Source organism: Edaphovirga cremea (genome assembly GCF_003332275.1).
Classification (GTDB): domain Bacteria; phylum Pseudomonadota; class Gammaproteobacteria; order Enterobacterales; family Enterobacteriaceae; genus Edaphovirga; species Edaphovirga cremea.
The window spans coordinates 260,020-274,937 of record NZ_QOVA01000004.1 but is presented as its reverse complement, the minus strand read 5'-3'; the positions used below and the strand labels follow the sequence as shown (position 1 = coordinate 274,937).

Below are 14,918 nucleotides of genomic sequence, written 5' to 3'. Positions count from 1 at the left end.
TTGCAGTACATAACTTGAGCACTGTGGAGTAAGCCATATTTCCATTCGTTCTCTTAGCATAACCTGCCTTATACAGATTTTCTGTGCGCAAGAAATGCTTTCTTTCTGACGCAACGTGAAACTTATCTCAACGGGTGATTAATCCAATAAGCCGAAGCAAGGTCTACTTTAAAACCCCTCAGGTTGACGTTATAAAAGGGACAGATAAAGACATAGGTTGAGAATATGAAAAGCGATCTGGTAACCCGAGAGGGTTATGACGAACTGAAGCAAGAATTGGACTATCTGTGGCGGGAAAAACGCCCGGAGATCACTGAAAAAGTCTCCTGGGCGGCCAGTCTGGGCGACCGCAGTGAAAATGCTGATTATCAATATAACAAGAAAATCCTGCGCGAGATTGACCGCCGGGTCAGATTCCTGCGCAAACGTCTTGAAGTTCTGCGAGTCGTCGATTATTCACCGCAACAGGATGGCAAAGTCTTTTTCGGCGCCTGGGTGGAAGTTGAAAACGAAGAGGGAGACTCGAAGCGATTCCGCATTGTGGGGCCTGACGAGATCTACAAACGTAAAGATTATATCTCTATCGACTCACCCATGGCGCGCGCACTGATCAAAAAAGAGGTGGACGATGAGGTCAGCGTTCCCACACCTACCGGTCTAAAAAATTGGTATGTAATTGATATAAAATACAACTAATCTTAACAACCTCAGCGAGTGACTTTACTGGGGTTCAGATCATTCCCATGAACCAAAGGTCGAGATAACCAATATTTAATATTTATGAATTTACATTGAAAAATAAATAAAAATAATCTCTGCAAAATAGTGGCATTATCATAGCAACTGCACCGGAAAAAAATCCGCGCGGAGATTCTGTACGCAATCAATTTTACCGGGCGTCTCATTGCCCGGAGTAATGGAATCTCCTTATAAATCATCAGTAACCACGCTGATTTATCTGCCTCCCCGTTCAGCCAGGCCTGGGTCCCAGTGGACTCACACTCAAATTGATGCTGATTTCGCTGAGACAGATTAAAAGCGATCCCGCCATCGGGAGACTACGTTACATGATCCATTCAACAGCTTTTATTAGTTCGGGCTCAATTATTGAAGATGGTGCCATTATTGGTGCCAATGTTCATATTGGCCCCTTTTGCTACATCAGTGCAGGCGTCGAAATCGGTTCAGGCAGCGTGTTGACGTCACATGTGGTGATGAATGGCTTAACACGCATAGGTCGGAATAATCACATTGCGCAGTTTTGCTCGATCGGTGAAGTGAATCAGGATTTAAAATATCGCGGAGAGCCAACGCGGGTTGAAATAGGTGATGGCAATCGGATCCATGAAAAAAGCACCATTCACCGCGGTACCGTACAAGGGATTGGCGTCACCCGAATCGGCAATGATAATGTATTGATGGAAAATACCCACGTCGGCCATGACTGTATTATCGGTAGCCACTGTACCTTTGCTCACAACGTCAATTTAGGTGGGCACGTTGAAGTCGACGATTATACCGATTTGGGTGCGATGGCTGCCATCCATCAATTCTGCATCATTGGTACGCGCGTCAGGGCGGGTAAAGGAGCCTGTGTCGTTCAGGATATTCCCCCCTTCGTTTTAGCGCAGGGAAATCGCGCATCACCTTACGAACAAGATAACTATGCGCTAGAGCAGCAGGGCTTTGGTATCGAAGCGCGCAATGCAATAAGTCTGGCTTATCGATTGATCTACCGCAGCGGCAAATCCCTCGACGAGATTAAAATTCGTCTGGCAGCACTCGCGATAGATTCCCCGGTATTATTGCCGTTTACTGAATTTTTTCGCCGTTCCAACCGCGGTATTATCCGTTAGTGGTAAAAACTGACCGATCTCGCCGTCGATTCTGCGTTTGCCATACCCAACGCCAGGCGCAGAATCATTTCAGTATTATCCGATAATTCCCTCACCAATTCCCTGCATGTCCCGCCTGGAACAGGGATCCTGCGTGTTAAAATCGCGGTTTCAGCGACGGCGGTTTCCTCTCCACACCGCCGTGTCGCTGGCATTTTTAATGCTCAATCCGTATAACTGTCCCCTGTTTTCATTAACCCTTAACTGACCATTATTGATAACCGACTTATGAATGATCCACTGAGCCGCATTATTGCAACCGAACTGCAGGCCAGACCGGAGCAGGTTCTCTCCGCGATCCGTCTGCTGGATGAAGGTAATACCGTGCCCTTTATTGCACGGTATCGTAAGGAAGTGACCGGAGGGCTGGACGACACCCAATTGCGTCAGCTGGAAACCCGTCTCGGCTATCTGCGGGAACTGGAAGAGCGCCGTCAGTCCATCCTCAAATCCATTGAAGAGCAGGGTAAACTGACCGACGCGCTGGCCGCATCCATCAGCGGTACGATGAGCAAGACGGAACTGGAGGATCTCTATCTCCCCTATAAACCCAAACGCCGCACCCGTGGGCAAATCGCTATCGAGGCGGGTCTTGAGCCGTTGGCCGACAGCCTGTGGCAAAACCCCCAGCAAGAGCCAGAACTGGCCGCTGTGGCGTTTATAGACGCCGATAAAGGCGTTGCGGATACCAAGGCTGCGCTGGATGGTGCCCGTTACATCCTGATGGAGCGTTTTGCTGAAGATGCGGGCCTGTTGGCGAAAGTACGCCACTATCTTTGGAAAAATGCCCATCTGGTCGCGCGCGTCGTTGAAGGCAAGGAAGAAGAAGGCGCGAAATTCCGCGACTACTTCGACCACCATGAGCCTATCGCGCAAGTTCCCTCCCACCGTGCACTGGCGATGTTCCGCGGCCGCAATGAAGGAATACTGCAGCTTTCACTGAATGCCGATCCACAGTTCGATGAACCCCCGCGTGAAAGCCAGGGTGAGCAGATCATCATCGACCACCTCGCACTTCGCCTGAACAACGCCCCGGCGGACAGTTGGCGACGTGCCGTTGTGAACTGGACGTGGCGGATTAAAGTCCTGCTGCATCTTGAAACCGAGCTGATGGGCACGATTCGCGAACAAGCGGAAGAGGAAGCCATCAAGGTCTTTGCCCGTAACATGCACGATTTGCTGATGGCTGCACCGGCAGGCATGCGTGCAACGATGGGTCTTGATCCAGGCTTACGCACCGGGGTCAAAGTGGCCGTCGTGGACAACACCGGCAAACTGGTGGGGACGGATACGGTTTATCCGCACACCGGCCAGGCCGCGAAAGCCGCCGCCGCTGTTGCCGCCCTTTGTATCAAGCATAACGTTGAATTGGTTGCTATCGGTAACGGCACTGCTTCACGCGAGACTGAGCGCTTCTACCTCGAACTGCAAAAACAGTTCCCGAACGTTAAAGCGCAGAAAGTGATCGTCAGTGAGGCAGGAGCGTCCGTTTATTCAGCTTCTGAACTGGCCGCGCTGGAGTTCCCGAATCTGGATGTTACGTTGCGTGGTGCAGTTTCCATCGCCCGGCGTTTGCAGGATCCTCTGGCCGAACTGGTGAAAATCGATCCTAAATCCATTGGTGTTGGTCAGTATCAACACGATGTAAGCCAAAGCCAACTGGCGAAGAAACTGGATGCGGTCGTCGAGGATTGTGTGAATGCCGTCGGTGTCGATCTGAACACGGCCTCGGTACCGCTGTTAACCCGTGTCGCAGGTCTTAGCCGGATGATGGCGCAGAACATTGTGAATTGGCGGGATGAAAATGGCCGTTTCAACAACCGCGATCAACTGTTGAAAGTCAGCCGACTCGGACCTAAAGCCTTTGAACAGTGCGCAGGCTTCCTGCGTATTAACCACGGTGATAATCCGCTCGATGCCTCAACAGTGCATCCGGAAACGTATCCGGTCGTTGAGCGCATTCTGGCGGCAACCGAGCAGGCATTGCAGGATCTGATGGGTAATCCGACGGCGCTGCGCAACCTGAAAGCCAGTGATTTTACGAATGAAAAGTTCGGTGTTCCTACCGTTACTGACATCATTAAAGAGCTGGAAAAACCAGGCCGCGACCCACGTCCCGAGTTCAAGACTGCGACCTTCGCCGATGGCGTTGAAACCATGAACGACCTGACGCCGGGAATGATTCTTGAAGGCTCCGTCACCAACGTAACGAATTTCGGCGCGTTTGTAGATATCGGGGTTCATCAGGATGGACTGGTTCATATTTCATCGCTGGCTGACAAATTCGTGGATGATCCGCATACCGTGGTGAAAGCCGGGGATATTGTTAAAGTCAAAGTGATGGAAGTCGACTTGCAGCGTAAACGTATTGCATTGACGATGCGCCTTGATGAACAACCCGGCGAGGCGGCACCGCGGCGAAATAGCGGCAGCACACCGCCAGCCAATAACGCCCGGCCACAACAAAACCGGAATCAGCAGAATCGGGGCAATCCGCGAAGCAGTACACCGGCAGGCAACAGTGCAATGAGTGATGCACTGGCTGCTGCACTGAAAAAGCGCTAATTTCCCCAAGCCGCCGTGTTTTCACGGCGGCTATTAGTTCTGTTCATGACTATTCAGGATTATTTTCGAAGGTAAAGTAAATATTTGTTTCACTATTAATATGTCATAAGTCAAAATAATAACTCGTTGAAGTTAACAGCCCGTGTAACAATATGTCCTGCCACTTCCCTCTTTTACCAAGAAAGACAACACCCTCACCTTGGTGACTCAGGTTATTCAATGTTAAAAAATATCGCACTTCACGAATGATATACGTTAAGTAAGCGGCAACGTATTATCAAAAATGGATCCTGATATTTTATTCCTGACAAGTTCTTTAACTGATTTAACTTCCCAATCTCATTTGCATGTACCAAGGTTTAGTGACAAAATCGCCGAAATGATACTCAGTGAGTAAAACCACAGTTTGGTCTATTGAATTCACTGCCTTTACGTTGTTTATCTATTGTTTCGATAACCATTATCACTATCATTATTTTACGTATTCTCATTTAATTGCGGCGCAATGGCGCAGCATCATGGTAAACCAAGAAGGTTATATGCATCTTCTTCCAGAAAATACTTATAAAATTATCGGTTTCTCACCTGAAATCAGCCCTTCTTATCGCCAGAAATTATTGTCGCTGGGCATGTTGCCGGGCTCGTCATTTAATGTCATTCGCGTTGCGCCCCTTGGTGACCCAATACAAATCGAGACACGGCGCGTCAATCTGGTATTGCGCAAGAAAGATCTCGCGCTACTGATGCTGGATCAGCAATCCTGATCTCCAGGTGATGTGCGGGCCACGCCCTTGCATCCGTTGTTATTGACTTATTTCTCAGACGTTGGCTTATGAAATCACTCACCATCGGGTTAATTGGCAATCCTAACTCAGGTAAAACTACCCTGTTCAATCAGCTGACTGGCTCGCGTCAACGTGTCGGTAACTGGGCAGGTGTGACGGTAGAACGCAAAGAAGGGGGGTTTTCCACGCCAGAACATCAGGTAAAACTGGTTGATCTGCCTGGAACCTATTCTCTGACGACTATTTCTGAGCAAACCTCTCTCGATGAGCAAATTGCCTGCCACTACATTCTGAGTGGTGATGCCGACGTACTGATCAACGTGGTCGATGCTTCAAACCTTGAACGTAATCTCTATCTGACGTTGCAACTGCTTGAACTGGGGATTCCCTGCATCATTGCGCTGAATATGCTCGACATCGCACAGGGACAAAGCATCGCCATTGATATTCCCGCGCTCGCAGAAAAGCTTGGCTGTCCCGTGATCCCGCTGGTTTCCACCCGCGCAGAAGGAATTGCGGAACTGAAGCAGAGTATCGATCTGTTACACGCCTTCGAATTCAAGGCGCTGGTCAATTACCCGCCGCAATTGTTGAAGGAAGTGGAACATCTGGCAAACGCCATGCCCCCTGACCAGCCCCCACAGCAACGCCGCTGGCTGGCTTTGCAAATGCTCGAGGGCGATATCTATAGCCATTCCCGCGCAGGGCGGGCGGTTTCGCTCCTGACCAATTCGCGACATGCGCTTGAGCAACAACAGCAGGAAGATCCTGCCTTGGTCATTGCTGATGCCCGCTATCAAAGCATCACTTTACTGTGCGACGCGGTAAGCAATTCGCAACAATCCAGTCCCAATCGCCTGACGCAAATCCTCGACAAAATCATTCTCAACCGCTTTTTAGGGGTACCGATTTTTTTGCTGGTGATGTACCTGATGTTCCTGTTGGCAATCAACATTGGTGGCGCGCTGCAACCTATCTTTGATATTGGCTCCGCAGCCATTTTTATCCAAGGTTTGCAATGGATTGGTTACACATTCCATTTTCCGGACTGGCTGACCATATTTCTGGCGCAGGGGATTGGGGGCGGGATCAATACGGTTCTGCCATTGATACCGCAGATCGGCATGATGTATCTGTTTCTCTCTTTCCTTGAGGATTCAGGCTATATGGCGCGCGCCGCCTTCGTCATGGATCGCCTGATGCAGGCGCTGGGTTTGCCTGGAAAATCCTTCGTTCCGCTGATTGTCGGTTTTGGCTGCAATGTGCCATCAATTATGGGTTCAAGAACGCTTGATGCACCACGCGAACGCCTGATCACCGTCATGATGGCCCCCTTTATGTCCTGCGGTGCGCGGTTGGCGATTTTTGCCGTGTTTTCTGCGGCATTCTTTGGGCAGGATGGCGCGCTGATCGTCTTTTCCCTTTATTTGCTGGGCATTGTCGTGGCTATCCTGACTGGCCTGGTACTGAAATACACCATCATGCGCGGTGAAGCCTCGCCGTTCGTCATGGAGCTGCCGGTCTATCATGTCCCTCACCTGAAAAGTTTGTTGCTGCAAACCTGGCAACGCCTGAAAGGCTTTGTCTTGCGCGCCGGTAAAGTGATTGTTATCGCCAGTATTTTTATTGGTGCACTGAATAGTTTTTCATTCAGCGGTAAAGCGGTCGATGACATCAATGATTCGGCGCTGGCTTCCGTGAGTAAATTTATCACGCCGATGCTGGCCCCAATGGGTATCCATGCCGACAACTGGCAGGCCACCGTAGGCTTGGTCACTGGGGCAATGGCTAAAGAAGTCGTGGTCGGTACCCTGAATACGCTTTATACCGCTGAACATATCACCCATCAGGAATTTGATGCTGCCAATTTCAATTTACTTGATGAATTGGGGGGTGCCGTAAACGAAACCTGGCAGGGTCTGAAAGATACCTTCAGTCTCAGCGTGCTTTCCAACCCGATTGAAGCCAGCAAAGGCGACGGTGAAATGGCGGTGGGATCAATGGGCGTGATGAGCAGCAAATTCGGCAGCGCGGTTTCTGCGTATAGCTACCTGATATTTGTGCTGTTATACGTGCCGTGCGTTTCAGTGATGGGAGCAATTGCCCGTGAAACCAGCCGTGGCTGGATGACATTCTCCATTGCCTGGGGATTGAACGTCGCATACTCACTGGCAACGTTGTTCTATCAAATCGCCAGCTTCGGCCAACATCCACAGAGCAGCATAATGATTATCGCCATCGTGCTCATCGTAAATGCATTGATTCTCTTTGCGCTGCGCAAGGCACGCAGTCGGGTTTCCGTGAAGTTGCAAGCCAGCGACCCCGGCAACTGCTGTCAGAGCCCAGCCGGTGACTGTCACTAACCCAAAAGGAGCGCGCGATGGCCAGCCTGATTCAAGTTCGTGATGCTGTAGCCTTGCAAGGCAAGGTGAATGCCAGCCAACTGAGCCATCAGTTGGCCGCACCACGCCCACTGGTGGAAGCCATGCTGGATAGACTGGTAGCAATGGGGAAAGTGGTTCGTATAGAAGTGGATGATAGCGCCTGCCTAAGTGGTAGTTGTAAATCTTGCCCCGAAGCAAAGAAATGTATCACCATCGAATATGAAATAAAGCGGCACTGAAAAAAACCTACCCGCCAAAATCGATAACCAACGAAGCAAATATATCGGGATGGGAAATGAAGGGAGCATGGGCTGCTTTATCAATAATGACCGAATCCGAATAAGGCCAAAGTGTATCCAGAAGCGGTGCCACTTTACGGGGTACCAATCCATCCAACGCCCCGTAAATACGCAAAAATGGGACGTTAAGTGTCGTCAGCTTCTGCCGCAGATCGACGGTTCTGAGAATCTCAAGCCCGCCATTAAGTACGTCGACTGTCGGCACAGGTTGCTCAAGCACGATAGAACGAAGCAAACGGGCATCTTTCCTCGCACTCTCTGTACCCAACGTCTGCAACGCAAGAAAACGCTCCACCGTCCGCTGAAAATCCTCACTGAGTTGCTGCTGGAAACCCTGTAACACCTCTGGACGGATCCCTGGCCATGCTTGCTCGGTGCAAGAGGGTTCTTGTGCGGCGAAACAGGGTGATGACGCCACGGTGATAAGCCCATTGACGCGTTGTGGCGCCATCAGCGCGATCTGACTGGCAACCAATCCACCCAAAGACCATCCCAGCCAAAGCGCTTGGGGTGGCGCTTGCTCAATGACACATTGCGCCATATTGGTAAGGGACATGGCAGGAAAATCGTGGCTTCGTCCATAACCCGGCAAGTCGACCAGATGAAGGCGAAAATGCGGGGTAAGCCGCTCACTGATGAAACGCCATACTTCGGCATTCAACCCCCATCCGTGAAGCAACACAAGATCGCGATCTCCTTGACCAGAAGAGTGCCAGTAAAGCTGTGTCATAGGTTATTGTCCTGTTTGCAGTTATTTCATGGAGGATGACGATACGATGACTATGCTAACAATCGGCGGTCGCTGTTGGCTATGCCAACAAACGCTACATCGCCATCAAGACGGTATTTGTTCCCTGTGCCTGCGCCATCTGCCCTCGCCGCCGCTATGTTGCCCGCGGTGTGGGCTGCCTTCCGCACGTAATAATATCGCCTGTGGTCGCTGCATTCAGCATCCTCCACCCTGGAACGCCCTGGTGTTTGTCAGTGATTATCAACCGCCATTGAGCATGCTGATTAAGAAATTGAAATTCAGTGGTAAGCCGGAAGTCGCGGCACTCTTGGCGCGATTACTGTTGATTCAGTGGCTGTCACGCTATCGCGCTGGTGAAGTATACCGCCCTCAGCATCTGATCAGTGTCCCTTTACACCGCAAGCGAATGTGGGCGCGGGGATATAACCAAACCGATCTGCTGGCTCAACCGCTGGCACGCTGGACAAGATGCGATTATCATAGCTCAACCCTGCAAAGAATAAGGGTTACTCAACCGCAACAGGGTCTCCACGCCCACCAGCGTAAACGTAATTTACGTGGAGCATTCCGTTGCCAGCAAAACCTGACTTGCTGCCATGTAGCGTTATTGGATGATGTCGTCACCACCGGCAGTACGGTAACCGAGATTTGTAAAATATTGCTGAATCAGAGGGTTGCCTCAATACAAATCTGGTGTATTTGCCGCACCTTGTAGTCGGTGAGGGAATGGGCGTATTATAACCTACTGGAATAGTCAACTATTGAGCCAATGCTATGATCCGAATTACAGACTCTGCACAAGAGCATTTTGCCAAATTACTGGCAAACCAGGAAGAAGGCACCCAAATCCGTGTATTTGTAATTAATCCAGGTACGCCAACTGCAGAATGCGGCGTGTCTTACTGCCCACCCGATGCTGTCGAAGCGACCGATACCGAACTGAAATTTGAAAAGCTTTCAGCTTATGTGGATGAGTTAAGCGCCCCGTATCTGGAAGAGGCTGAAATCGACTTTGTCACTGACCAATTGGGTTCGCAACTGACCCTGAAAGCGCCAAACGCCAAAATGCGTAAAGTCGATGACAACGCTCCGCTGATGGAGCGTGTGGAATACGTTCTACAGTCGCAAATCAATCCACAATTGGCGGGTCACGGCGGTCGCGTCACGCTGATGGAAATCACTGACGACGGGTTGGCCATTCTTCAGTTTGGCGGCGGTTGTAACGGCTGTTCGATGATTGATGTCACCCTGAAAGATGGGATCGAAAAAGAGTTGCTGCAAAAATTCCCGGATCTGAAAGGCGTCCGTGATTTGACCGAACACCAGCGTGGTGAACACTCTTACTATTGATCTCCTTCATACTTGATATTGCAGGGATTTAGCTACACCAACGCCCCTGCATCTTCAATTAGTTTGGGTACATGAAGCAAATTGTGAACGCTGAAATGAAAAGGGCAACGCATTACGCGCTGCCCTTTTTTGTTTTGCAAAGAACCTAACTTACCGACACTTTCTTGCGACGTTTATCGATATCTTTGATCAATCGGTTTACCTGTGGATCGGCAAACATCTCATCCAGGGTATGGCTTAGTTTCCGCCGCCAATTAGGGTATTCATAACTGGTACCCGGAATATTGACCGGTGGTGCCATATCCAGCCAGTCCTCCGGTTGCAGCCCCAGCAAGGCACTGGCACTGTCAGCGATATAACGTTGCAGCCCTCTGTTGAGCACCGGTGACATCGACATCAATGCCGCCTTGTGTCCCAGCTTTTTAGGCACGCAACCATATTGATGCAACCCATTCAGCAACCCCTGCTTGGCCCGTTCGCGATCGGCATGCAGACCTGCCAGAATCACTTTGTCCGGATAAAGGCCCAACCTCTCGCCCAGCACCAAGTCATCACACTGCCAGTAACCACGCAATGTAGGTAAATCATGCGTGGTAATGGTCGCCATCGCCTGAACCGGATAGGATTGTGGTGCACGGAAAATATTCTCACCGTCGCGTTCGAAATAGAGCACTTTGTAAGAATAGACGCCGCTGTCGCGCAGTTTTGCCACAATCTCAACGGGAACCGTACCCAAATCCTCCCCAATGACCATGCAATTATGACGCTGGCTTTCAAGCGCCAGAATCGCCAGGAGATCGTCAACAGGATATTGGACGTAAGCACCCTGATCGGCGGTTTGCCCATAAGGGATCCACCATAACCGTAACAGCGCCATGACATGATCGATGCGCAGTGCACCACAACTGGTCATATTGGCACGCAATAGATCAATGTAAGGTTGGTACCCCCGACCAGCCATTACATGCGGATCCATCGGTGGCAAACCCCAGTTTTGCCCAAGCGGCCCCAGAATATCTGGCGGAGCCCCTACCGATGCCTTCAGACAATACAGTTCCCCATCACACCAGGTTTCCGCACTGGCTTGCGCAACACCTACCGCCAAATCGCGATACAGGCCGATCGGCATCGATAATTGCTGACTTGCTGCAAAACAGACGGCAAATTGCGAATCTGCCAACCATTGCATCCAAAGATAGAAATCAACGTCATCACGGTTGGATTGGTAAAACGCTTCAGTCGCGCGCTTCCCGTCACGATAGGTTTCTGGCCAGACGGGCCAACCCCACATCGTGTCATCAACGCGCATCAATACACTGTGCAATGCGTCATAGGCCGCCATCTGCCGCAGGCTGTGCCCACCCTGCTCAACAAAGTGCTGAAATGCACGCTTACGGCTGTTTTTCACGGGCAAGGCTTTGAATTGTGGCCAACTGAGTTTCAGTGCCTGCAATTTCAACTGCATTACCGCGGAATAGTTAACATCCTTTTCGCTGCGTGCCTGCGCCAGGGCAGATTGGGTTTCAGGCAATTGCCACCACTGCTGCGCCTCTTCTGTACGCTGAAACTCCTCAACGGCATTTACGTCGATATAGATGATATTCAGCCACCGGCGTGACGACGGGCTATAAGGGCTGGCACTTTCTGGACTGGCCGGATAGAGCGCATGAATGGGATTCAAACCCACAAAGGCCCCACCCCGTTCACCCACCTGCTGAACCATAACCTGCAAATCACCAAAATCGCCAATGCCCCAATTATTCTCTGAACGCAGGGTATAAAGCTGTACACACGCCCCCCAGATTTTCTTTCCGGCCAGCAGTGCATCCGGCTCATAACAGCGTTTCGGCGCGATAATCAACCGACATGACCACTGCTGCTCACCCTGCTCCAACGTCAATTGGTGGTAACCCAATGGCAACCGATCGGGTAACGTCAGGGTTTTTCCTCCACTGGCACGACCTTGCAGACGGGTACCGTTTTCTTGCTGCAACGTCCAGAAAAACTCGCCCTTACTGCCCAATGTCAGAGCCTGTGATTGGCCCTGGGTAAAAACTTTTACTGGGGGAAGTGGGAGAACATGCGTCTTCGCTACCGCTTGTTCTTCCCGCCCCATGGCAGTGAGCAATTTCAACTTGGTTTCGCTGGAAATTGCCTGCTGTTTTCCATGCGCATTGATGAAACTGGCGGCAATGCCTGCCTGCGTGGCAGCCTGATCGATCCGTGTACGATCCATGCCGTCTCCTTAGCGTTTGACTTGCCAAATGCGCTGCTGATAATCGCGGATCGAGCGATCGGAACTGAACATGCCAACCCGGGCAGTATTCAGAATCGCTTTTCGCGTCCATTCATCACGATCGCGGTACAGCACGTCCACCTTTTTCTGGGCTTCGCCATAGGCGGCAAAATCGGCCAGCACCAAATAAGGGTCGCCACCTTCCTGCAAACTATTTAACAGCATGGAGAAAGCTTCTTTATCCCCATTGCTATAAAAACCGCTGGCCAGTTCATCGAGAACTGCTTTGAGGCGTTTATCTTTTTTCTTCCAGGCCAACGGATCGTAGCCCTTGGCTTTAAGAGCCTTCACTTGCTCAACCGTATTCCCAAAGATAAAGATATTGTCTTCGCCCACCTGCTCAGCGATTTCCACGTTCGCTCCGTCCAGCGTACCCACGGTTAGCGCACCGTTCAAAGCCAGCTTCATGTTGCCGGTTCCTGACGCCTCTTTACCTGCTGTAGAAATCTGCTCGGACACATCCGCAGCCGGGATCATCAATTCAGCGACAGAGACACGGTAATCAGGAATAAAGACGACTTTAATACGATCGGCCACCAGCGGATCGTTGTTGATCTTCTCAGCAACCTGATTGATTGCATAGATAATGTTTTTCGCCAGGTAGTAACCCGGAGCTGCTTTTGCACCGAACAAAAACACCCGCGGCACCATGTCGAAATCAGGATTGGCGCGTAATTGCTGGTACAGCGAAACTATTTGCAACAGTGTCAGATGCTGACGCTTATATTCATGCAGACGCTTGATCTGAACATCAAAAATAGCGTCCGGATTCAGGGTAATCCCCATTACCTCATGCACATAAGCAGCCAACTTGACCTTGTTGTCATACTTGATTTGCTGATACTTCTTACGAAAATCAGCATCGTCGGCATAACTTTCGAGGTCCTTAAGCGCATCCAGTTTGGTAACCCACTCAGTTTTCAGCGTGTCATCAATCAGTGAAGAGAGTGCAGGGTTACACTGCTTCAACCAGCGACGTGGGGTAATACCGTTGGTTACGTTGTGGAATTTTTCTGGCCACAGTTGATGGTATTCTGGGAAAAGATCTTTCACCACCAAATCGGAGTGCAGTGCAGCTACGCCATTGACGGCAAAACCGGCGACGACGCAAAGATTGGCCATTCGAACCTGTTTATTGTGATGCACTGCCAGTTTGGCCCAAACATCTTTATCGCCCGGCCATTGCTTATCAACCAGTTTCTTAAAGTTGGCGTTAATCTGCTTAATAATGGAAAAGTGGCGCGGCAGCAGGCTGCGTACCAATGTTTCATCCCAGCATTCGAGTGCTTCTGGCATCAATGTATGGTTGGTGTAGGCGAAAGTACGGCTGGTAATGGCCCAGGCATCGCCCCAACTCATCTGGTGTTCATCGAGCAGAATGCGCAACATTTCCGGAATAGCGATAGTCGGGTGAGTATCATTGAGCTGAATGACTTCATAATCCGGCAATTCAGCCAGTTTACGGCCAGCCAGATGATGGCGACGCAATATATCGGCAACCGAACAAGCACACTGGAAATATTGCTGCATCAGGCGCAGCCTTTTACCTTGCTGATGGTTATCGTTCGGATAGAGCACTTTCGTCAGTTTCGCTGCATCAATACCCTGCTGTTCGGCATGCAGAAAGTCGCCGTCATTGAATTTTTCAAGATTGAACGGATGCTGATGGGTGGCCTGCCAAAGGCGCAGTGGTTGAGTGACGCCATTGCGATAACCCACTACCGGTAAATCCCAGGCTTCACCGCGCAGCATAAAATCAGGTCGCCAATGCTCACTGCCATCGGCGCGTTTTTCCACCTTCCCACCGACACCTACATCAACGGCCAGTGCTGCATTGTGCCGAAACCACGGGTAGCTTTCACGATGCCAGTCATCCGGTGATTCATGCTGTTTCCCACCAGAAAATGACTGGCGGAACAAACCATATTGATAGTTGAGACCATAACCAATCGCAGGCTGATCGACAGTTGCCATTGAATCCAGAAAACAGGCTGCCAAACGACCTAATCCGCCGTTACCCAATGCCGGATCAACTTCTTGCTCCAGTAGATCGCTCAGATTGATATCAAACTCTGCCAGTGCACCCGCAACCGTGTCATACCACCCCAGATTGATCAGATTATTGCCGGTCAATCGGCCAATCAGGAACTCCATCGAAATGTAGTTCACATGGCGTTTTACATCGGCGCGTTTGGTCGGCTGCGGTTGGGCTGAAAGTTGCTCAGCCAGTGCCGCACTGACTGCTTCCCACCATTGGTGTTGCGTCATTTCCTTTGCAGAACTGAGGCCAAAACAATGCCACTGGCGAGTAAGTGCCGCCAAAAAGACATCCTTTTTTAATGTTAGCTGTGACATAGAAAGGTCTGTTTCCTATAAGTGAGAAATTATATCGTTATCCTGACGATCAGCACTGTAAAAGGCATCATCCTGCCAGAGGCTTAGCCGGGGAGGAGAACTAGGGCGTAGCTTAAAGTGAGATCTCAAGCATTTGGATGAGGGGGTAATAGTATAAAAAAAGCCCACCGTGCGCTACGGTGGGCAACAAATAGACAGACACAGGGGAACTACTCTTTACTTACGGGCCCCAGCAGTC

At 50.5% G+C, this 14,918-nt stretch carries 11 protein-coding genes; 8 read left to right on the top strand and 3 right to left on the bottom strand.

The window, feature by feature from the left end; translation table 11 throughout:
- The first annotated feature begins 225 nt into the window (after positions 1-225).
- The 6 genes from greB (at position 226) to DRI82_RS08200 (ending at position 7,868) form a co-directional block, all read left to right on the top strand.
- Positions 226-696 carry a transcription elongation factor GreB gene (gene greB, locus DRI82_RS08225; RefSeq protein ID WP_114193020.1) on the top strand — a complete coding sequence of 157 codons (471 nt, stop codon included), beginning with the start codon at positions 226-228 and terminating at the stop codon, positions 694-696.
- 371 nt (positions 697-1,067) lie between these two features.
- Complete coding sequence (gene lpxA, locus DRI82_RS08220) at positions 1,068-1,856, top strand: acyl-ACP--UDP-N-acetylglucosamine O-acyltransferase (RefSeq protein WP_114193019.1); 789 nt, start codon at positions 1,068-1,070, stop codon at positions 1,854-1,856.
- 267 nt (positions 1,857-2,123) lie between these two features.
- Positions 2,124-4,460 carry a Tex family protein gene (locus DRI82_RS08215; RefSeq protein ID WP_114193018.1) on the top strand — a complete coding sequence of 779 codons (2,337 nt, stop codon included), beginning with the start codon at positions 2,124-2,126 and terminating at the stop codon, positions 4,458-4,460.
- 539 nt (positions 4,461-4,999) lie between these two features.
- On the top strand, positions 5,000-5,224 hold the full coding sequence (gene feoA / locus DRI82_RS08210) for a ferrous iron transporter A (RefSeq protein ID WP_114193095.1): 225 nt from the start codon (positions 5,000-5,002) through the stop codon (positions 5,222-5,224).
- 68 nt (positions 5,225-5,292) lie between these two features.
- A complete protein-coding gene (gene feoB / locus DRI82_RS08205; RefSeq protein WP_114193017.1) occupies positions 5,293-7,608 on the top strand; it encodes a Fe(2+) transporter permease subunit FeoB in 2,316 nt (771 codons plus the stop codon).
- A gap of 17 nt (positions 7,609-7,625) precedes the next feature.
- Positions 7,626-7,868, top strand: coding sequence for a FeoC-like transcriptional regulator (locus tag DRI82_RS08200; RefSeq protein WP_114193016.1), 243 nt, complete (start codon positions 7,626-7,628; stop codon positions 7,866-7,868).
- A gap of 7 nt (positions 7,869-7,875) precedes the next feature.
- Here DRI82_RS08200 and bioH read toward each other — a convergent pair whose 3' ends face one another.
- A complete protein-coding gene (gene bioH, locus DRI82_RS08195; protein WP_114193015.1) occupies positions 7,876-8,658 on the bottom strand; it encodes a pimeloyl-ACP methyl ester esterase BioH in 783 nt (260 codons plus the stop codon).
- Positions 8,659-8,710: 52 nt separating this feature from the next.
- On the opposite strand from bioH, the gene gntX reads away from it, so the two are divergent.
- Positions 8,711-9,394, top strand: coding sequence for a DNA utilization protein GntX (gene gntX, locus DRI82_RS08190; RefSeq protein WP_114193094.1), 684 nt, complete (start codon positions 8,711-8,713; stop codon positions 9,392-9,394).
- 59 nt (positions 9,395-9,453) lie between these two features.
- On the top strand, positions 9,454-10,029 hold the full coding sequence (nfuA, locus tag DRI82_RS08185; protein ID WP_114193014.1) for a Fe-S biogenesis protein NfuA: 576 nt from the start codon (positions 9,454-9,456) through the stop codon (positions 10,027-10,029).
- A gap of 145 nt (positions 10,030-10,174) precedes the next feature.
- Here nfuA and malQ read toward each other — a convergent pair whose 3' ends face one another.
- Both malQ and malP read right to left on the bottom strand, forming a co-directional pair.
- A complete protein-coding gene (gene malQ, locus DRI82_RS08180) occupies positions 10,175-12,265 on the bottom strand; it encodes a 4-alpha-glucanotransferase (protein WP_114193013.1) in 2,091 nt (696 codons plus the stop codon).
- 9 nt (positions 12,266-12,274) lie between these two features.
- The gene (gene malP, locus DRI82_RS08175) at positions 12,275-14,680 is read right to left on the bottom strand and encodes a maltodextrin phosphorylase (RefSeq protein ID WP_114193012.1); all 2,406 of its coding nucleotides are present in this window, start codon (positions 14,678-14,680) and stop codon (positions 12,275-12,277) included.
- Positions 14,681-14,918: the final 238 nt, after the last annotated feature.